Here is a 19,425-nt window from a genome sequence, read left to right as displayed (position 1 = left end):
AACCCACGATTATGCCATCGCGAGAAAAACGGACAAGCCGAAATGGGCCCGCAATGGGCCATGAAATGGGCCATTTTTTGCAAAATGGCCCGCTGTCCTTGATTACGATCAAGGAAAATTCACTCACCAGCAGCCATGGCGGGCGAGCTGCACTTGCAAAACCCGATGTCGGCAGCCTCGGCAAGAAGGTGGTCAAGCGTCTGCGAGTAGGTTGAGTGTTCTGGCTCTGAAGACGGCTTCGCGGCGGCTCGATGCGCGCAGCTTGCGATAGATGTTCTGGGTATGCCGCTTGACCGTCGCCCGTGAAATGCACAACTCCTCCGAAATCTCGATGTTGCTCAACCGGACTGCGAGCAGTTTGAGGATCTTCAGTTCACGGCGGGTAAGGTCTGCACCCACCTGCTGGCGACCCGCACTGACCAGCCAGTCGTCGTTGAACGCGGCGAGAATCTGCCCGACGTAGCGGGCATTGGCCGCGTTGCCGACAATGCTCTGGCCGGTTTGCAGTCGTTTCAGCGGCGGCACGAGATCTTGCCCAAGATCGACGAACAGCCGGATGAAGCCACCAGGTTGCGCCAGCGCGACGGCACGGCCCAGCAGTTCGCACGCGACCGTCTCCTCGCCCTGGAGATGCCGCAGCAGCGCCTGCAGCGCCACGACCTCGATCAGGAAACGGACGTTGTGCCTGGCCATCATCTCGGTTTCCAGCAACTGCAGGAGGCGAGCCGCCTGCTCGTGGCTGTCGACGCTTCCCTCGGCAATCCACACGCGGGCCAGCGTCAGGTGGGGAGCGTTGCTGAAGCGGTAGACGAACTGGACCGGACCGGGATCGAAGTTGCGCGCCCATTCCCGAGCCGCGTCGGAGCGCCCCTGGCGCAGCGCCAGGTCGGCCTGGCAGGCTTGCGCACGAAACAAGGCCGGCGAATCGCCATTGCGCTGCAAGTGCTCGCAGACCGTATCGACGATCTCGCGTGCCAGGTTGGTCTGGCCGAGCGCCTGATAGACTGCCGCCAGAACGAAGGTGACTTCGGTTCGGTAGCCGGGGCGCGGCACCGGCTGCGGGGCGAGCGCCGGCAGCAGCGTGGCCTCCGCCAGCGCCAGATCGTTGCGCTGATACTGGACCAGACCATGAAAGTAGCGCCCGAGTACCGGGCTGCCTGCGCTGCGCAAACGATCCTCGCCGAGCGGGTAGTGCTGGTTGGCCGTCCACTGCAATGCCGACAGATCGGCAGCCATCCAGTCGATGAAGCACAAGGTCGCGAGCAGCGGCGCCTGGGAAACGTCGATCGGTCCCGACGCCCGCGCCAGCGCTGCATGCAGACTCTGGCGCGCGCCGACCAGGTCACCGCGCATTTGCCGGGTTCCGGCGATGACCGCCTGGGCCAGCACGCGGGCTTGCGCGCAGTCGATCGGTAAGCCCTGCAGCGCCTGCTCGGCAGAGCGGATAGCCATGTCGGCCCGCCCTTCGAGGTAATACTGCAGACTGCGCAGCGCCGACACACTGCCACAGAGCGCAGAGACAGCGGGCAGACCGCTGGCAGCGCTTTCGAGCAACACCTCGATCCGGTCGAGAACCGCCGGGGTCTCGACATGCCGCCCCTGGTGATACATCAGCCAGGCCTTCAGCAGCAGCAATTCGGGGTCTTCCGCGACGCTATCGGGCGGCAACAGACGCAGACAGCGTTCGAGCCGTTGTCGCTGCTCCTGGTTGAGAAGTCGCTGGCGATTGCGCGCCAGGAGATGTCCCGCCGCTACCGCGCCGCTTGCGGCCAGCGCATGCGGAATCGCTTCTTCGAGAAAATCCTGCGTTTCGAACCAGGCGGCCGCGCGTCGATGCAGTGCGGCAATCTCGCTCGCCGGATACTGCAGTTCGAGCTGCCGCTGCAGAAACTCCCGGAACAGACGCTGATGGCGATACCACTCCAGGCGATCGTCGATGGGAATGCAGAGCAGCGCGCCGCTCGACACCAATTGCATCAAGGCATGCCCGTTGCAAGCGTCCCCGAGAACGGCGTCGCACAAGGACGCGCAGAAACGGTCGAGAATCGAGGTCCTGAGCAGGCAGTCACGCGCGAGCACGCTCTGTTGGGCCAGCACTTCCTCGCAGAAATACTGCTCGACCTCGCGCGTACTGCCGCTGAAGCAGTGCTCGAGCGTGCCTAGCGCGTCAGCCGCATCCTTGTTTCGCAGCGCCAGTGCCGCCAGGCGAACACCAACCGGCCAGCCCTCGCTACAGGCCTGCAGTCTGGCCAATGCGGCTGCCGAAACGGTACGTCCGACGCAGCGTTCGAGCAGGATCGCCGCTTCACGCTCGCCAAATTGCAGGTCGCGCATCCGGATTTCGTTCATCTCCTCGCGAACGCGCAGCGCGCCCAGCGACAAGGGAGGATCATGGCGGGCGATCACCAGCAGATGCAGAGCACTCGCCGGATGCACCAGCAGGCGATCGAGCAGGGCATGGATCGGCGGCGAGTCGATGCGGTGATAATCGTCAAGAACCATCACCAGCGGCACCGGCAGCGCTGCCAGATCGTTGCTCAGACTGCCGGCAAGCACCGTCAGCGAGGTTTGCTGCCCGGCATCGAGATACGCCAGCGTCTCGGCGCAGGCATCGGGAATCGCCGTGCGCAATGCGGCAGCGAAGTAGCGGATGAACACGATCGGATCGCTGTCTTCGTGGTCGAGCGAGAGCCAGGCAGCCAGGCCGTCACGGCCAGCGAGCCAGTGCGTGACCAGCGCCGTCTTGCCATAACCCGCCGGCGCCACCAGCAGGGTCAGTGGCCGGTTGCTGCCGGCTTCGAGCCTTGCCAGCAACTCGCTGCGCGCGACGAAGTCGGCGCTAGCCCGGGGACGCTGCAGCTTGCTACGGACGATCTGAAGCAATGGCATTTCTGACCTGAAACGAAAGAATATGATGATACGTCAGGCGCTCGGCGCTGCGGGAACTGTGCACTCATTTCGCGGCCACCGAGAGCGGCGGCCACTGCCTGACGGAGGCACAAGCCCAGGGTCGGGGCTCATTGGTCGGCGAGCAATCCTTCGATCTGCGCGTCCTTGTCCTGCCAGATCTGCTGCATCCACTGCTGGAAAGCTTCTCGAATCGCCGGGTCATTGGCGTAGTCTCCGCTCGCCAGATGCCTCGGCACCGGCAGTGTCTGTACGCGAACCTGCACGCGATGCATCCGACCGCAAAGGAACTCCCAGAAATTCGGAGCGCCGGCGGGATAAACGATGGTTACATCGAGAATCGCGCGAAACTTGTCGCCCATCACATTCAGTGCCAGCGCAATTCCTCCGGCTTTCGGCTTCAGGAGGTGTCGATACGGTGACTGCTGCCGCTGATGTTTGTCCGGCGTGAAGCGCGTCCCCTCGCAAAAGTTCATCACGCTGGTCGGAATCAGCGAAAACTTCTCGCAGGCCAGGCGGGTCGCCTCCTGATCGCGGGCGCGCAATTCCGGGCGCGCCTTGAGAACTTCTTCACTATGGCGGCGCATGAACGGAAAATCGAGGGCCCACCAGGCCAATCCCATCACCGGCACCCAAAGCAATTGCTGCTTGAGGAAGAATTTGAGCAAGGGAATGCGCCGCGTCAGCAGATGTTGCAGGACGAGGATATCGGCCCACGATTGATGATTGCAGTTGACCAGGTACCAGCCGCGTGGGTCGAGCCCATCGATCCCCTGGACATCCCACTGCGCCTGCTGGGTCAGCGCCATCCAGCCGCTGTTGCACGCGATCCAGGCCTCGGCGATATGCACCAGAACCGGGTCGAGGCGCAGGCGAACCACCCGGAACGGCAGGAGCAGCTTGCAACCGGCCACGAACACCAGGATCGGCACCCAGAAGAACGAGTTGAGCGCCAGCAGTGAGAAAGCGATCAGGCCGATCAACGGCGCCGGCAGGAAATTCAGCATCGGTCAAGCGTGCGCGGCTGGCAGATCGTCGTCCAGTGCCGTTCCACGGATCACCGTCTGCGTCTGCTCAGCCGCCAGCATGGCGCTGCGCGTCAACGGAGTCTCCAGGCTGATGCGGCCGAGAACACCGTCCCGGTAATCCTGCAGCAGCATCTTCGCTGCCTTCTCGAGATCGGCTTCGCCGCCACGGACGCGCAGGCTACGGCGTCTGGCGATCTCTTCGATGACCGCCACGGCATCGAGATGCTCGATTGCATCGGCCGGGAAGCCGTAGCGCTTCGCCAGCAAAGTCGGGTAACGCGCCAGCAACAGCCCGGCGAGAAAGGTCGCCACTTCCTCGTCGATCATCGCATTGCGACCGACGGCATGGCTCGCAGCGAGCATCAGACCGTCGCTTGGATGTTCGATTTTCGGCCACAGCAGTCCGGGCGTATCGGTAATCGAATGCCGAACATCGAGCTGCGAGGTCTGCTGCGCGCGGGTCACTGCCGGTTCGTCACCGACCTTGGCCAGTTTGCGCTGGAGAACGACATTCATCAGCGTCGATTTGCCGACGTTCGGGATGCCCATGATCATCATCCGCAGCGGCTTGGTGTTTTCGCTGCGATGTGGCGCCAGAGCCTCGCACAGTCCGGGAAGGCGGGCCACGTCGCCGGGTTTCTTGCACGACAGTGCCACCGCGCGCACGCCCTCCTGCCGGTTGTAATAGGCGATCCACGCCTGCGTCACCTGCGGGTCGGCCAGGTCGGCCTTGTTCAGGACCTTCAGGCATGGACGCTGGCGATGCAGGCGAAGCTCGCGGACCAGAGGATTGGTGCTCGCCTCGGGCAGGCGCGCATCGAGCACCTCGATGACCACGTCGATCGACGCCATCGTCTCGGCCGCTTTCTTGCGCGCCGAGGTCATGTGACCGGGATACCACTGGATGGCCATGCAGAGTCCAACAATCTGAAAGAGTGTCATTATCCCACCGCTTCGGCCAGGCTGGCGCTTCCGCGGCGCTGGCAGCAGCGTAAACCGCTAAAATGAGATCTTTCCCATCCCTCGTCAGGAAACCGCTTGTCGGCGATCCCCGAAATCAGGCCCGGGCAGTCGATCGAACTGCTCAAGGCGTTGCACATCCTGACCCGCGACGGCAAGCTCAACCAGGACAGCCGGCGCAAGCTCAAGCAGGTCCATCACCTCTGCCATTTCATCGAACCGCTGCTCACCGAGATCGTCGCCAGTGGCAAGGGCCTGACGCTGGTCGATCACGGTGCGGGTAAATCCTACCTCGGCTTCCTCCTCTACGATCTGTTCTTCCACACCCGGGACGATGGCCACATTTACGGTGTCGAGGCGCGCGCAGAACTCGTCGAGCACGCGCGCAGCCTTGCCAGCCGACTCGCTTTCACGCGCATGTCCTTCCTGAACCTGCATGTCGAGAACGCCATCGAGTCGTCTGGGCTGCCCGCGCGGGTGGACATCGTCACCGCTCTGCACGCCTGTGACACCGCCACTGACGACGCGATTCGCTTCGCCCTCCACAAGCAGGCGAAATTCATCGTTCTCGTCCCCTGCTGTCAGGCCGAAGTCGCCGGCGTGCTGCGCCGCAGGAAAGGCGAATCCCTGGCGCAGACGCCGCTGTCGGAACTCTGGCGGCATCCCATCCACACCCGCGAATTCGGCAGCCAGCTGACCAATGCCCTGCGCTGCCTGCAGCTCGAAGCGCAGGGCTATCAGCTGACGGTGACCGAGCTCGTCGGCTGGGAACACTCACTGAAGAACGAGCTGATCATCGCCAGGCACACTGGTGTCGCGCGCAGCAACGCCACGACGCGGCTCGAACAGATCCTGCAGCAACTGAACCTCGACGAGTTGCGTGCGCGTTTCATCTACTGAGGATAGCAGCAGGCAAGCGTCTGCTGGTCAGCCACTGCCACCACTCAAGGACTGTCAATGGAAAAATGGATTATCCGCACCGTTGCCGCCATCTGCGCCGCCGGAAGTACCGCCCTGTTCTGGACCTTCGGCATATTCCTCTGCGTACCCTGGCGGGAAAGCCGCATGCTCTCGCTCAACAGGATCGAATTGCAAGTACTGGTGATCCCGCTGATCGCCGGTCTGGCCGTCGCCTGGGGTGCCCTGCACATCCTCGCGATGGCAGACCGTACCGGCAGCCCCGGCTTGTACCGCGCGCTCTGCGTCGCACTGCTGATCGCGTCGTTGCTGGCAGTATCCGGCGGCATGTCGTGGACCGCAGCGCGCCTCCCCTGACCCAGGCTCGCCGATTGGCCTTGGGCAAGCGGCCCGCAGTGGGAAGAACTGCGATGATTGTCAGAGGCCAGAGGCGTTCGGGGGTGCGAAAGCGATAGAATGATCAGTCAACCATACCCATCCGGATTTCATCATGACCAGTCTGAAAATTGATTTCGTGGTAAAGAAAGCGATCTTCCCGGTCGCGGGTCTCGGCACGCGCTTCCTGCCGGCCACCAAGGCCAGCCCGAAGGAAATGCTCGCCGTGGTGGACAAGCCCCTGATTCAGTACGCGGTTGAAGAAGCCTACGCGGCCGGGATTCGGCAAATGATCTTCGTCACCGGCCGCAACAAGCGCTCGATCGAAGACCACTTCGACACCGCCTACGAGCTGGAGGCGGAACTCGCCGCTACCGGCAAGGACGAGTTGATCGCGCTGGTGCACTCGATCAAGCCGGACGACATGGATTGCGTCTATGTACGCCAGCCGCGGGCGCTGGGCCTCGGGCACGCGATACTCTGCGCCGAGCGCCTGATCCAGGGTGAGGCCTTTGCCGTCCTGCTGGCCGACGACCTGATGATCGGCACGCCACCGATCATGCAACAAATGACCAAATTGTTCGCCGAGCACCATTGCAGCATCCTTGCCGTGCAGGAGGTGCCTGAGGATCAGACCAACCGCTACGGGATCGTCGAGGGTGAGCCACTATCGTCCGATCTGATGAACATCAAGGGCCTGATCGAGAAACCGCACCCAAGCGCTGCGCCATCGAATCTGGCGGTGGCGGGCCGTTATATCCTGACCCCGGCGGTATTTGAACTGATCCGCAAACAGCCGCGCGGTGCGGGTGGCGAAATTCAGCTCACCGATGGCATCGCCGCACTGCTGGCCAGTGAACCAGTGCTGGCCTACCGCTACCATGGCCAGCGTTACGACTGTGGCAGCAAACTCGGCCTGATGCAGGCCAGCGTCGTCCTCGGGGAAAGCCACCCTGAACTCGGGCACGAGTTCTCGGCCTGGCTGAAGAACCGGCAGGAATTGGCGTTGCCAATGATGGCCGGGATCCAGGAATCAACCCAGGCAGCAGGCTTGTCATAGCCTCTGCCCGTGCTATAGTTGCAGCCCTTTTCGACAGGATTCCCCCTTTTGCCGCTTCGCTTCGACGTTCTCATCATTGGCAGTGGTCTGGCCGGACAAGCCGCAGCACTCCGGCTGGCACCAACCCGCAGAGTGGCCCTGGTCAGCAAGCGCAGCCTCGAAGACAGCGCTTCGAGTTGGGCGCAGGGCGGCATTGCGGCCGTGCTCGATAACCGCGATTCGATCGAAGCGCACATTCGCGACACGATCACCGCTGGCGCTTTTCTCAATGACCCGCGGGCGACTCGCTTCGTCATCGAAAACGGTCGGCGCGCGGTCGATTGGCTGATTGCGCAGGGTGTTCCCTTCACTCGTGATGACGAAGGCTACCACCTGACCCGCGAGGGAGGTCACAGCGCCCGGCGCGTGATCCACGTCGCTGATGCGACCGGCCTCGCGGTTCAGAACACGCTGACCAGCCTGATTCGCCGGCAGCCGAACATTACCGTCCTCGAACAGCACATCGCCATCGATCTGATTACCGGCGACAAGTTGCGACTCGGAGAGCAGCGCTGTCACGGTGCCTATGTACTCGACAGCACCAGCGGTGAAGTCCTGACCGTGGGCGCCAGGAACACCCTGATCGCTGCCGGCGGCGCCGGTAAAGTCTATCTCTACACGACCAATCCGGACACCTCGACCGGCGACGGCATCGCCATGGCCTGGCGTGCCGGCTGCCGCGTGGCGAACATGGAGTTCATCCAGTTTCATCCGACCTGCCTCTACCATCCACAGGCCAAGTCCTTTCTGATTTCCGAAGCGGTGCGAGGCGAAGGCGGGCGCCTGCTGCTGCCTGACGGTACCCGCTTCATGCCCAGGCACGACGCGCGCGCCGAACTTGCACCCCGCGACGTGGTCGCCAGAGCAATCGACTTCGAGATGAAAAAGCGCGGCCTGGACTGCGTTTATCTGGACATCTCGCACAAGTCAGCCGAGTTTCTCGGCGAGCATTTCCCGAATATTCTGGCGCGCTGCCTTGATCTGGGAATCGACATGACCCGCCAGGCGATCCCGGTCGTTCCCGCCGCGCACTACACCTGTGGTGGCGTCGTCACCGACCTGCGGGCGCGCACCGACATCCCAGGCCTCTATGTCGCCGGCGAGGCTTCGTGCACCGGCTTGCACGGCGCCAATCGTCTGGCCAGCAATTCGCTGCTCGAATGCCTGGTTTTCGCCGAAGCCGCAGCCAAGGACATTCTCGAACAGCCTGCAGGGGATTTCCCGCAGCTACCTTCCTGGGACGCCAGCCGTGTCAGCGACCCGGATGAAGAAATCGTCATTTCCCACAACTGGGATGAACTGCGCCGCTTCATGTGGGACTATGTCGGCATCGTCCGCACCACCAAGCGCCTGCAGCGCGCGCAGAACCGGATTCACCTGCTGATGCGTGAAATCGATGATTTCTACTCGCAGTTCCGGGTCAGTCACGATTTGATCGAACTGCGCAACCTCGTGGTCACCGCAGACCTGATCATCCGCTGCGCGCTGCGGCGCCACGAAAGTCGGGGACTGCACTTCAGTCGCAATTATCCGGAAACGCTGCCGCGCGCGCGCAATACCGTGGTCAGACGCCGCCCACGGCCGAATCGCCAGGATTGACTCGCCAACGCAGCCATAGACGCAGTAGACGAAACTGCTCTGGCGGCATGCTGTCGGTCAGCAGGACCAGGCTCGAGAGCCGCCCAGCGTTCTCGTCATCGCGCACGCGCAGGACGATCAACTGACTGAATACTGCGGTGTCGGCCTGCACCGATCCGAAAAGGACATCGCCGGCGGCAAACAGAAGCGTCAGTTCGCCGCGCTCACCGAGGCGCAGCCCGACGATTGTCGACGGTCGCAGCGCGTCCGCCAAGGACAGCGCAACGATCAGCAGCAGCAGGCGCGCCTCCTCTGGCCAGGGCAGCACCCACAGGCAGCCCGCCGCCAGAGCGTGCAACAGGACCGTCAGGAAGGACAGCAGACGCGAGCGGCGCAGCTCGATAGTGATCGGGAATTGCACGGCACTGCCGCACTACCCGGGTAGCGCGCGCTGATTCCGGGACTAGATGCGTTTGAAGGCGACGGTGGCATTGGTACCGCCGAAGCCGAAAGAGTTCGAGATTCCGACCTCGATCTTCATCGGACGCGCGGTGTTGGCGCAATAATCGAGATCGCAGGATTCATCCTGGTTGAAAATGTTGATCGTCGGCGGCGAAACCTGATGATAGACCGCCAGTACAGTAAACAGGGCCTCGATGCCGCCCGCGGCGCCCAACAGATGGCCGGTCATCGACTTGGTCGAATTGACCACCAATTTGCGCGCATGCTCGCCGAAAGCCCGCTTGACGGCAATGGTCTCGGCCTTGTCACCCAGCGGGGTCGACGTGCCGTGCGCATTGACGTACTGCACCTCATCCATATTCAGCCCGGCGTTGCGCAAGGCGTTTGTCATGCAACGCGCCGCACCTTCACCGTCCTCGCATGGCGCAGTCATGTGGTGGGCGTCGGCACTCATGCCGAAGCCGGCGAGTTCACAGTATATCCGGGCGCCACGCGCTTTCGCATGCTCGTATTCCTCAAGCACCACGACACCAGCCCCTTCACTGAGCACAAAGCCATCGCGGTCCCGGTCCCACGGGCGGCTTGCCGTCTGCGGATCATCGTTGCGCGTCGAGAGGGCGCGCGGCGCACAGAAACCTCCCAGGCCGAGTTTCGAGATACAGCCTTCGGACCCTCCGGCGATCATGATGTCCACATCACCGTATTCGATCAGACGCCCGGCGTCACCGATGCTGTGCGTACCCGTCGAACAGGCACTGACCAGCGAGATGTTGGGACCTTTGTAACCGCACATGATCGACAGGTTACCGGAGATCATGTTGATGATCGAGCCGGGAACAAAAAACGGCGATACCTTGCGAACGCCACCCGCAGCGAAGTCGTCACAGGTGTTTTCAATCATCGGCAGACCGCCAATCCCCGAACCAATCGACACGCCAACCCGCTCCGGCGCCACCGGCTGCGCATCCAGACCGGCGTCCCGTATGGCTTGCAGTCCCGCCGCCATTCCGTAATGGATGAAGACATCCATCCGGCGCGCTTCTTTCGACGAGAGATACTGGCCAATATCAAAATTCCGAACCTCGCCAGCGATGTGCACGGGAAAGCCGGACACATCGAAACGGGTCACCCGGCCAATACCCGAACGCCCGGCAAGAATGTTCTGCCAGGCTTCTTCGACGGAATTTCCAACCGGAGAAACGATGCCTAGGCCTGTGATGACGACTCTGCGACGTGCCAACTTGGACTCCGACGATTGAAACATTCGGAAACGGATTTCCTTTACCCTCAAACGCACTGCCGAAGACAGCCGCTACCGCGAACTGTCGGCAAGGCTCCTGGTCGATTACTTCTTGTGAGCGGTCACGTAGTCGATGGCCTGCTGCACGGTGGTGATCTTCTCGGCTTCATCATCCGGAATCTCGCACTCGAACTCCTCTTCCAGAGCCATCACCAACTCCACCGTGTCCAGCGAATCAGCGCCAAGATCATCGACAAACGACGATTCGTTCTTGATGTCCGCTTCATTGACACCAAGCTGTTCTGCGACAATCTTCTTGACACGCTGTTCAATATTTTCCATCAAGGTCTTCCTTCTCAAGGTTCAAATGTAAAACAAAACGCGCCATTCTAACAAAATGGCCGCAAGTTACCAATGCTCACAGCAGCCGGCTGCAAGTCTCCGGCGGCCGGCATTGCTCAGCCCATGAACATGCCACCGTTGACATGCAGTGTCGTACCGGTGACATAAGCAGCCCCCGCGGATGCCAGAAAAGCAACTGCAGCAGCGACATCCTGAGCAGATCCGAAGCGACCGAGTGGAATATTCCCGAGCAGCGCGGCCTTCTGCTTGTCGTCGAGGGCCTTCGTCATATCCGTATCGATCAGCCCGGGCGCCACACAATTGACGGTGATATTGCGACTGGCGAGTTCTCGGGCCAGCGCCCGGCTCATGCCGGCGACGCCAGCCTTGGCCGCGCAGTAATTCACCTGACCGGAATTGCCTGCATGAGCGACCACCGAGGTCACGTTGATGATCCGCCCATACCTGGCCTTGATCATGCCGCGCATGACCGCTCTGGAGAGTCGGAAAACGGCTTTCAGGTTGGTATCGAGGACCGTCTCCCACTCGTCGTCCTTGAGACGCAGCGCGAGGTTATCGCGGGTGATACCGGCGTTGTTGATCAGGATCGATACCGCACCGTAGGTCTTCTCGATATGGCTGACCAGCGCATCCACCTGTCCGGCATCGCGCACTTCGAGCAGCGCCCCCTCACCCTTGCTGTCTGCATCATTCAGGTACGCCGCGATATTCGCAGCACCCTCGGGACTCGTTGCGGTCCCGATCACGGTTGCTCCCAGGCGGCCCAGTTCGCGTGCGATCGCCTGACCGATACCACGCGAGGCACCGGTCACGAGTGCCACTTGCCCTTCGAGCATGATCCTTACTCCAGGTTCGCTACGGCAGCTTCGATCGCCGCCCGATCAGCCAGCGCGATACTCGTCAACGGCTCTGCACAGCGCTTGCTGAGGCCTGCCAGAACCTTGCCGGGTCCGCATTCGGCGATCGTCGTGATGTCCATGGCAGCCATTTTCCGGATCGTCTCGACCCAGCGCACCGGAGAGTACGCCTGCCGAACCAGAGCGTCCTTGATCCGAGCGGGGTCCGACTCGATGGCCACATCCACATTGTTGATCACCGGTATCTGGGCTGCGGCAAAGCTCAACTCGTCCAGACGGGCTGCCAGTTTGGCAGCCGCCGGCCGCATCAGCGAGGAGTGAAAGGGTGCGGAAACCGGCAGCAGCAGCGCGCGCTTGGCGCCATTCGCCTTGCACACGGCACAGGCACGTTCCACTGCCGCCTTGCTGCCAGCAATGACGGTCTGCCCGGGCCCGTTGTAATTGACCGGTTCAACCACCTCGGCAGTGCTGCCGGCCACCCTGGCTTCGGCACAGGCCGCGGCAATTCTATCGTCATCGATCCCGAGAATGGCGGCCATCGCCCCCGCGCCCGCGGGGACCGCTTCCTGCATCGCCGCCGCACGCAGGCGAACCAGCGGCACCGCATCCTTGAAGGCAATGACGCCGGCGACCACCAGCGCGGTGTACTCGCCGAGGCTGTGACCGGCGAGGAGCGTCGGCACCTCGCCACCCATGTCGAGCCATAGGCGATAGACCGCAATCCCGGCGCTCAGCATCACGGGCTGGGTATTGACGGTCTGTGCCAGGGCTTCGGCCGGGCCATCGGCAAGCAATTTCCAGAGATCCTGGTCGAGTGCCGCCGAAGCCTCGGCGAAAGTGGCACGCACCACCGCGGAATCGCCGTAGGCCGCCATCATTCCCACCGCTTGCGAGCCCTGACCGGGAAAAACAAAAGCGAACGCCATGCATACTTCCTTTAGAATTCGAACAGAACTGCGCCCCAGGTGAAACCACCACCAACGCCTTCGAGCATGATCTTCTGTCCGGCCTGCATGCGTCGATCGCGAATGGCCTCATCCAGAGCCAGAGGAACCGAGGCAGCCGACGTGTTGCCATGCCGGTCGACGGTGACAACCAGCTTGTCCATCGGCATTTTCATTCTTCTGGCCGTGGCTTCCAGGATGCGAATATTGGCCTGGTGCGGAATCAGCCAGTCGATATCGGAAGATGCGATGCCGGCCGCCTGGCAGCACTCCTCGCCAACTTCCGCGAGGACGCGCACAGCAAACTTGAACACCGCCTGCCCATCCATACGCAGGAAAGGATCGCCCGTCACCCGACCGCCGCTGACACCACCCGGCACCGACAGGATAGCGTGGTGCGCACCGTCGGCGTGCAGGGCGGTTGCCAGGATTCCCGGCTGATCGGACGTCTCCAGAACGACTGCACCGGCACCATCGCCGAACAGCACACAGGTGGCTCGATCATTCCAGTCGAGAATATGCGAGAAGACTTCGGCTCCGACCACCAAAGCGCGCCGATGACTCCCCGAACGGAGGAACTTGTCGGCAATCGCCAGCGCGTAGACGAAGCCGCTGCAAACCGCCTGCACGTCAAACGCCGTAGCTCCATGATTCCCGAGTTTGGCCTGCAGCAAGCAGGCGGTACTCGGAAAAATGAAATCCGGGGTCGAGGTCGCCACAATGATCAGATCCAGATCGGACGCCTCAAGACCAGCGGCGTTCAGTGCCCGACGGCTCGCCTCCAGGCCCAGATCACTGGAAGTCTCGCCCTGGTCCGCGAGATGACGGCAGCGAATGCCGGTACGACTGACGATCCAGTCATCGTTGGTTTCGATGCCACGGTGCACGAGATCATCGTTGCTGACTGGGGGGCCGGGCAGAAAACTGCCGGTCCCGGTAATGCGGGAGAACATGCTAGGCGGTCTCCTGAAGCGGTTGTTGCTGCGCAACGCGTTCGCTGATGCGTGCGAGAACGCCACTACTGGCCTCATCTGCAGCACGCTGCAGCGCGCGCGTAAAAGCAATGACATCGGCCGAGCCATGGCTCTTGACGACGATACCCTTCAAGCCGAGCAGGGTGGCGCCGTTGTACTGGCGATGGTCAACCCGCTTCTTGAACCTATTGAGCACCGGCATGGCGACCACAGCCGCCAGCCTGGTAAACAGATTGCGCCGGAATTCCTGCCGCAGGAAAGTAGCCAGCAGTTGTGCCAGACCTTCCGAAGCCTTGAGCGCGACATTGCCGACAAAGCCATCGCAAACAATGACGTCTGCCTCGCCTTTGTAGAGCCCGTCACCTTCGATATTACCGACGAAATTCAAACCCGACTCCCAAAGCAACTCGGCAGCCCGCTTGGCGACATCATTGCCCTTGATGTCCTCTTCGCCGATGTTCAGCATCCCGACCGTTGGTCGATCTCGATGCTCGATGGCAGAAACCAGCGAAGCGCCCATGATTCCGAACTGCAGCAGATGCCCTGGGCTGCAATCGACATTGGCGCCGAGATCGAGCACATGCGTGTGCCCGGTGAGCGTGGGCAGCACCGCACAGATCGCCGGTCGATCGATCCCCGGCAGCATCTTCAGGACGAATCGGGAAATGGCCATCAGCGCGCCGGTGTTCCCGGCCGAAACACAGGCATCCGCCTCGCCCTGCTTGACCAGGTTGATGGCGACACGCATCGACGAGTCTTTCTTGGTGCGCAGCGTCAGTGCCGGCGACTCATCCATCGCCACCACTTCCGTGGCATGACGTACGGCAACCCGGCCGATCGCAGCGTCGCCCAGAAAAGGGCGAATGCTCTCGGCGAGACCCACCAGAATGACGCGCACGTCAGAACGATCGCGTACAAACTGGAGTGCTGCCGGAACGGTCACGCAGGGACCGTGGTCCCCTCCCATGCAGTCGATGGCGACGGTAATGGTCATCCGATGACAGACCAGGACTGGCAACTCACCATCACGGAAAGGCGCTCACCCAAGCCAGCAGAATCACTCGCCGGCGCTTTTGACGACCTTCTTGCCCCGATAATAACCCGACGGGCTGACGTGGTGACGCAGGTGGACCTCGCCGGTCGTCGGCTCGATCGCCAGCGGCATGCCGCTCAGGGAATCGTGCGCACGATGCATGCCACGCTTGGAAGGGGATTTCTTGTTCTGTTGCACAGCCATCACGAACTCCTAGAATCAAACTTGCTCAGCCTTGCCCTGAAGGCCGGCCAACACTGAAAACGGTGACACATTTGCCGACCCCGGAGCAACCCCGGGCAGGGCGCAATGATCGTGGCGCGGAGCGAGGGGAAGCGCAAGCAGAATTTCATCCTCGATCAGTACGGCAACATCCAGTTCCTTCTGATCGGGAAGAAAGTCCCTGGAGTCATCCTCCAGTTCCTCCTGTGTCAGGTCACCGTCGCTATCGACAAATTCCAGCAGACTACGCACCTCGATCGGGTAGTCGATCGCCTCGAGGCAGCGTTGACAGCACAGGGACAAGACACCATCCACCTCCACCAGTAACTGTGGGCGCTTGCAAGGCCCCATTCGTCCCTGGATCCGGTACGTCAGAGAGCCATCTGAAGCAGTCAACAGATCAAGCAATCGAGTCAGTGCTGCGACGGGCAGCTCGCCTTGCAGCGAACCTCCTTCACGTGCAAATACCTGGCTGTCAATCACGTCCATCACGACTCGTCACGACACAAGGGGCGCATGATATTATCTTCGGCTTTTGAAGTCAAAGCAGCGACGCGGCAAATTGCGGCATTCCCTGGTTTTTTCCGCTTTGCCCCGGTCTTTGCGCAGAAGTTGACCCTCCGATGCCCATGCCACCGCTCATTCTCGCCTCGACCTCGCCGTATCGCCGTGAACTGCTGGCTCGCCTTGGTTTGCCGTTCGAGACCGCCAATCCCGCCGTTGACGAAGCCCTGCTGCTAGGCGAAACCCCTGAAGCTGGCGCCCTGCGCCTTTCGGAAGCCAAGGCCCGCGCCGTCGCCGGTTCGCACGGCGACGCCCTGATCATTGGCAGCGACCAGGTGGCCTGTCTGGACGGCCAGATTTTCGGGAAACCGGGAACCCATGACAATGCACTGCGCCAGTTGCAGGCCATGCGTGGCCACCGCGTGAACTTCTTCACCGGTCTCTGCCTTCTGAACGCAAGAACCGGCAAAGCACATCGGCGCGGCGTAGCGACGCTGGTCACTTTCAGAAACCTGCAAGACGAGGAAATCGAAAGCTACCTGCGCAAGGAACAACCGTACCACTGTGCCGGCAGTGCCAAATCGGAAGGGCTGGGAATCGCCCTGATTGCCAGAATCGACGGCGAAGACCCGAATGCACTGATCGGACTGCCGCTGATCGCGCTCTGCGACCTGCTGCGAATCGAGAACGTCTCGGTATTCTGATCGTCAGGGGATCGTTCGGAGGCCAGGCACTGCATGAAAACCGGCCGGCTTTATCTGATTCCGGTGCCACTCGGCCAAACTCCGGTAGCGGACGTACTGCCAGGGCCCGTTCTGGCCTGTGCGCAAAGACTCGTGCATTTCGTTGCCGAGAATGCCAAGACGGCGCGCGCCTTCCTCAAGTCGCTGCCTTCCGAGACGCCGCTGCAACAGATCGAGATACTGGAACTCAACGAACATACCGCGGCCAGCGCGCTACCACAACTTCTGGCGCCGGCACTGGCTGGCAATGACCTTGGACTGATCTCCGAGGCCGGCTGCCCCGCAGTGGCCGACCCTGGTGCCGCTCTGGTTGCGCTGGCCCATCAGCGAGGCGTCCAGGTCGTTCCCATGATCGGTCCCTCGTCGATCCTGCTCGCCTTGATGGCTTCAGGACTGAGCGGCCAAAGTTTCGCGTTTCACGGCTACCTGCCAAGCGGCCCCCAGGAACTCGGAACACGCTTGCGCGAGCTGGAAAGAGAATCACGGCAGCAACAGCGAACCCAAATCTTCATCGAAACGCCCTACCGCAACCGCCAGATGCTCGCAGCACTCGTCCAGACCTGTGCGCCGAGCACGCGCGTCTGTGTCGCGACCGACCTCTCGCTCGATGAGGAGCAGATCACGACTCGAACGGTTTCCGAATGGCGGCGCCAACAGCACCCCGAGATCAGTCGCCGACCGACGGTATTCCTTTTGCAGGCCTAGTGAACACCTACGCGGTCAATGAAACAGTGGCCTGCCGGCGCCAAGCAGCGAGCCCGCCACACCCTGCACGGCATCGGCACGCAGGCGCTTGGCAAAACGTTCGGCGATATTTTCCTTGATGGTGAACTCGACGATCCGCTCCGCCTTGATCACGTCACGCGCCACCGAACCGACGGTGCCAAAGCCATCGGCGAGACCCAGACCGACACTTTGACTGCCGGTCCACATCAGGCCGCTGAACATCTCCGGCGTTTCCTTGAGCCGCGTGCCGCGCCCTCGCCGGACGACCTCGATGAACTGCTTGTGGATCTCGCGCAGCAACACCCGCGCGTGTTCCTTCTGCTTCGCGTCCTGCGGCGAGAAAGGATCGAGGAAACCCTTGTTCTCCCCGGCGGTCAGCAGCCGACGTTCGACGCCAAGCTTTTCCATCGTCCCGGTGAAACCGAAACCGTCCATCAGCACACCGATCGACCCGACGATGCTGGCCTTGTCTACGAAAATCTTGTCAGCCGCCACAGCAACGTAGTAGCCGCCGGAAGCGCAGAGGTCTTCGACCACGGCATACAGCGGAATCTGCGGGTGCTTGGTACGCAAGCGACGAATTTCGTCGTGGACGATACCTGCCTGAACAGGGCTGCCACCCGGGCTGTTGACCCGCAGGATGACGCCCGCCGTTCCCTTGTCCGCGAAAGCGGCTTCCAGCGCGTCGTTGACATTCTGCGCACTGGCTTCGCCCTGTGCCTCGATCGTGCCATGCAGATGGATGACCGCCGTATGCCTGCCATCGGCAAGCTGCTCGGAGCCGCCCCAATCAACGACCAGCACCAGGACTGCGACCAGGTAGGCCAGGCCAGCCAGCTTGAAAAAAATACCCCAGCGCCGCTTCGCCCGCTGCTCGTGCAGCGACGCGAAGGCAACCTTCTCCAGTAACTGCCGTTCCCAGGGTGGTTCGTTTTCAGGGGTACTCAAGATATCTGCTCGCTGGGGGTGAAATAGATCGCGCCATCCCGTTCTTCGACGGGTAGCGGCGTCAGCCCTCTGCCGTTACAACGACCGCCCAGGCAGCGGCCGTCTTCCGGCGAGTAGAGCGCGCCATGCGTTGCGCAGATCAAGTATAACTTGGAATGATCGAAGAATTCCTTGGGCTGCCAGTCGAGTTCAACGGGAACATGCGCACAACGATTGCAGTAGGCAAAGACACGACCCTGAAATCGCACCGCAAATGCCGGCTCTTCGGTGCCATAGCGCCTGACCGTGAAGCGTACCCCCGGCCCGCCGTCCAGCAAATCACCGGAAAGACAGATCAGGCGTGCAGCCATGGCCACTCGGACAGTCCCGTCCACTCAGACCTTCTCGCCATAATCCTGCTTTTCCTTCGCCGAAATGCTGTGCACGAAGCTCTTCAGCGCCGCCGGCAGCGCCGCTTCCACCACCAATTCCCGCTCCTCCAGCGGGTGTGGCAGGCGCATCCGCCAAGCGTGCAGAAACATGCGCTTCAGCCCTTCCCTGGACAACGCCTTGTTCAGCGCAAAGTCGCCATATTTTTCGTCACCGGCGATCGGAAAGCCCAGATGCGCGAGATGGACTCGGATCTGGTGCGTTCGCCCGGTTTTCAGCTCGGCTTCCAGCAGGCTGAAACGTTCCCAGCGCGCCACGAGGCGGAAGAGGGTATGCGCAGTCTTGCCCTCCTCGGAAACGCGCACTCGACGCTCACCCGATGCCTGCAGATACTTGAGCAAGGGTAGCCGAACATTGCGCAGCGGATCCATCCAGCGACCGCAGACCAGGACCAGGTAACGTTTGTCGGCTCCCTGCCCCCCCCCACCGAGACCGCCGCTACGGAACATCTGGTGCAAGGCCAGGAGCACCGAGCGTTTCTTGCCCAGCAAGAGGATTCCCGAGGTTTCGCGGTCAAGCCGATGCGCAAGTTCGAGAAAACGCGCCTGTGGCCGCTGCCGTCGCAGCGCCTCGATGACCCCGAAGCTCTCGCCACTGCCACCATGCACGGCGATGCCGGCTGGCTTGTCGACGACCAACAAGCCCTCGTCTTCGAAAACAATGGGCAGGTGCACCTTGAATTCGGCGCCGGCGACCACTTCCTGTTCGATGCTGGCGATTCGCAACGGCGGGATACGCAGCACATCGCCACTCTGCAGACGGTAGGAAACCTCCGCTCGCCGGCCGTTGACTCGCACCTGTCCGCTGCGCACGATGCTGTAGACGTGGCTCTTGGGCACCCCTTTGCACTTCTTCAGCAGCAAGTTATCGAGGCGCTGTCCATGCTCATTCTCGGTAATCAGCGTCTGGGAAACGGAGTTTTTGCTAACTTCGGCCATTTTGAATATACTTGACTTGATTTGCGTTTTGGGTTGAAAGAGGCGCTGACCCGTGAGACCGTCGAGCAGCGCCGATTGTAAAGCCATTGCGACGCACTTTCCGGCAGGCCTCAGCCGCCTCTCTTGCGCCAAGCTGCGCAAGATCACTCAACGCCAATCACCTGGTTAAGTACGCTC

22 protein-coding genes are annotated in these 19,425 nt (G+C 61.8%); 7 read left to right on the top strand and 15 right to left on the bottom strand.

Going from position 1 to position 19,425, the window contains the following annotated elements:
- The first annotated feature begins 53 nt into the window (after window positions 1-53).
- Window positions 54-215: a hypothetical protein gene (locus tag V5B59_RS22535; RefSeq protein WP_169071316.1), complete on the top strand. Its 162-nt coding sequence runs from the start codon at window positions 54-56 to the stop codon at window positions 213-215.
- Here the strand turns inward: V5B59_RS22535 and V5B59_RS22530 are convergent.
- The 3 genes from V5B59_RS22530 to ylqF all read right to left on the bottom strand — a co-directional run bounded on the left by V5B59_RS22530 (window position 193) and on the right by ylqF (window position 4,847).
- Window positions 193-2,889 carry a LuxR C-terminal-related transcriptional regulator gene (locus V5B59_RS22530; RefSeq protein ID WP_169071315.1) on the bottom strand — a complete coding sequence of 899 codons (2,697 nt, stop codon included), beginning with the start codon at window positions 2,887-2,889 and terminating at the stop codon, window positions 193-195. The genes V5B59_RS22535 and V5B59_RS22530 overlap by 23 nt on opposite strands.
- Before the next feature lie 128 nt (window positions 2,890-3,017).
- Entirely contained in the window at window positions 3,018-3,914 is an 897-nt protein-coding gene (locus V5B59_RS22525) for an acyltransferase (protein WP_169071314.1), read from the bottom strand.
- A gap of 3 nt (window positions 3,915-3,917) precedes the next feature.
- The gene (gene ylqF / locus V5B59_RS22520) at window positions 3,918-4,847 is read right to left on the bottom strand and encodes a ribosome biogenesis GTPase YlqF (RefSeq protein ID WP_169071313.1); all 930 of its coding nucleotides are present in this window, start codon (window positions 4,845-4,847) and stop codon (window positions 3,918-3,920) included.
- A 126-nt stretch (window positions 4,848-4,973) separates the two neighbouring features.
- Here ylqF and V5B59_RS22515 point away from each other — a divergent pair, with 126 nt between their 5' ends.
- The 4 genes from V5B59_RS22515 (at window position 4,974) to nadB (ending at window position 8,886) form a co-directional block, all read left to right on the top strand.
- Window positions 4,974-5,795 carry a class I SAM-dependent methyltransferase gene (locus V5B59_RS22515; protein ID WP_169071312.1) on the top strand — a complete coding sequence of 274 codons (822 nt, stop codon included), beginning with the start codon at window positions 4,974-4,976 and terminating at the stop codon, window positions 5,793-5,795.
- Window positions 5,796-5,852: 57 nt separating this feature from the next.
- A complete protein-coding gene (locus V5B59_RS22510) occupies window positions 5,853-6,170 on the top strand; it encodes a hypothetical protein (protein WP_034916705.1) in 318 nt (105 codons plus the stop codon).
- Between the two features lie 133 nt (window positions 6,171-6,303).
- Complete coding sequence (gene galU, locus V5B59_RS22505; protein WP_034916707.1) at window positions 6,304-7,248, top strand: UTP--glucose-1-phosphate uridylyltransferase GalU; 945 nt, start codon at window positions 6,304-6,306, stop codon at window positions 7,246-7,248.
- A 48-nt stretch (window positions 7,249-7,296) separates the two neighbouring features.
- The gene (nadB, locus tag V5B59_RS22500; RefSeq protein WP_034916709.1) at window positions 7,297-8,886 is read left to right on the top strand and encodes an L-aspartate oxidase; all 1,590 of its coding nucleotides are present in this window, start codon (window positions 7,297-7,299) and stop codon (window positions 8,884-8,886) included.
- Here nadB and V5B59_RS22495 read toward each other — a convergent pair.
- The 9 genes from V5B59_RS22495 to V5B59_RS22455 all read right to left on the bottom strand — a co-directional run bounded on the left by V5B59_RS22495 (window position 8,852) and on the right by V5B59_RS22455 (window position 15,449).
- Window positions 8,852-9,286, bottom strand: a complete 435-nt coding sequence (locus V5B59_RS22495; RefSeq protein ID WP_169071311.1) for a protein YgfX — start codon at window positions 9,284-9,286, stop codon at window positions 8,852-8,854. The genes nadB and V5B59_RS22495 overlap by 35 nt on opposite strands.
- A 42-nt stretch (window positions 9,287-9,328) precedes the next feature.
- Window positions 9,329-10,567: a beta-ketoacyl-ACP synthase II gene (gene fabF / locus V5B59_RS22490; RefSeq protein WP_034916728.1), complete on the bottom strand. Its 1,239-nt coding sequence runs from the start codon at window positions 10,565-10,567 to the stop codon at window positions 9,329-9,331.
- 105 nt (window positions 10,568-10,672) lie between these two features.
- Window positions 10,673-10,909 (bottom strand): acyl carrier protein, encoded by a 237-nt coding sequence (gene acpP / locus V5B59_RS22485; protein WP_034899680.1) that lies wholly within the window; start codon window positions 10,907-10,909, stop codon window positions 10,673-10,675.
- A gap of 116 nt (window positions 10,910-11,025) precedes the next feature.
- Window positions 11,026-11,766 (bottom strand): 3-oxoacyl-ACP reductase FabG, encoded by a 741-nt coding sequence (gene fabG, locus V5B59_RS22480; protein WP_034916713.1) that lies wholly within the window; start codon window positions 11,764-11,766, stop codon window positions 11,026-11,028.
- 5 nt (window positions 11,767-11,771) lie between these two features.
- A complete protein-coding gene (gene fabD, locus V5B59_RS22475) occupies window positions 11,772-12,713 on the bottom strand; it encodes an ACP S-malonyltransferase (protein ID WP_169071310.1) in 942 nt (313 codons plus the stop codon).
- 11 nt (window positions 12,714-12,724) lie between these two features.
- Entirely contained in the window at window positions 12,725-13,684 is a 960-nt protein-coding gene (locus V5B59_RS22470) for a beta-ketoacyl-ACP synthase III (protein ID WP_034916717.1), read from the bottom strand.
- Between the two features lies 1 nt (window position 13,685).
- Complete coding sequence (gene plsX, locus V5B59_RS22465; RefSeq protein ID WP_034916719.1) at window positions 13,686-14,699, bottom strand: phosphate acyltransferase PlsX; 1,014 nt, start codon at window positions 14,697-14,699, stop codon at window positions 13,686-13,688.
- Window positions 14,700-14,762: 63 nt separating this feature from the next.
- Entirely contained in the window at window positions 14,763-14,942 is a 180-nt protein-coding gene (rpmF, locus tag V5B59_RS22460) for a 50S ribosomal protein L32 (RefSeq protein WP_034916721.1), read from the bottom strand.
- Window positions 14,943-14,957: 15 nt separating this feature from the next.
- Window positions 14,958-15,449: a YceD family protein gene (locus V5B59_RS22455; protein WP_211203476.1), complete on the bottom strand. Its 492-nt coding sequence runs from the start codon at window positions 15,447-15,449 to the stop codon at window positions 14,958-14,960.
- 140 nt (window positions 15,450-15,589) lie between these two features.
- Between V5B59_RS22455 and V5B59_RS22450 the strand changes: the two genes are divergently transcribed.
- Both V5B59_RS22450 and V5B59_RS22445 read left to right on the top strand, forming a co-directional pair.
- Window positions 15,590-16,168, top strand: a complete 579-nt coding sequence (locus tag V5B59_RS22450; RefSeq protein ID WP_034916731.1) for a Maf family protein — start codon at window positions 15,590-15,592, stop codon at window positions 16,166-16,168.
- Between the two features lie 33 nt (window positions 16,169-16,201).
- A complete protein-coding gene (locus tag V5B59_RS22445) occupies window positions 16,202-16,912 on the top strand; it encodes an SAM-dependent methyltransferase (protein WP_169071309.1) in 711 nt (236 codons plus the stop codon).
- 15 nt (window positions 16,913-16,927) lie between these two features.
- Here V5B59_RS22445 and V5B59_RS22440 read toward each other — a convergent pair whose 3' ends face one another.
- Genes V5B59_RS22440 through V5B59_RS22430 form a run of 3 tightly spaced genes read right to left on the bottom strand, consistent with a single transcriptional unit; the run spans window position 16,928 to window position 19,248 of the window.
- Complete coding sequence (locus tag V5B59_RS22440) at window positions 16,928-17,881, bottom strand: S49 family peptidase (RefSeq protein ID WP_169071308.1); 954 nt, start codon at window positions 17,879-17,881, stop codon at window positions 16,928-16,930.
- Window positions 17,878-18,237 (bottom strand): Rieske (2Fe-2S) protein, encoded by a 360-nt coding sequence (locus V5B59_RS22435; RefSeq protein WP_034916733.1) that lies wholly within the window; start codon window positions 18,235-18,237, stop codon window positions 17,878-17,880. Before V5B59_RS22435 ends, V5B59_RS22440 begins: the two co-directional genes overlap by 4 nt.
- Window positions 18,238-18,255: 18 nt before the next feature.
- Window positions 18,256-19,248, bottom strand: a complete 993-nt coding sequence (locus V5B59_RS22430) for an RluA family pseudouridine synthase (RefSeq protein ID WP_034916736.1) — start codon at window positions 19,246-19,248, stop codon at window positions 18,256-18,258.
- Window positions 19,249-19,425: the final 177 nt, after the last annotated feature.

The sequence above is a fragment of the Candidatus Accumulibacter contiguus genome, from assembly GCF_036625285.1.
GTDB lineage: Bacteria > Pseudomonadota > Gammaproteobacteria > Burkholderiales > Rhodocyclaceae > Accumulibacter > Accumulibacter contiguus.
Note: the sequence above shows the minus strand (reverse complement) of the source record. Positions and strands in the feature narration are given on the sequence as shown.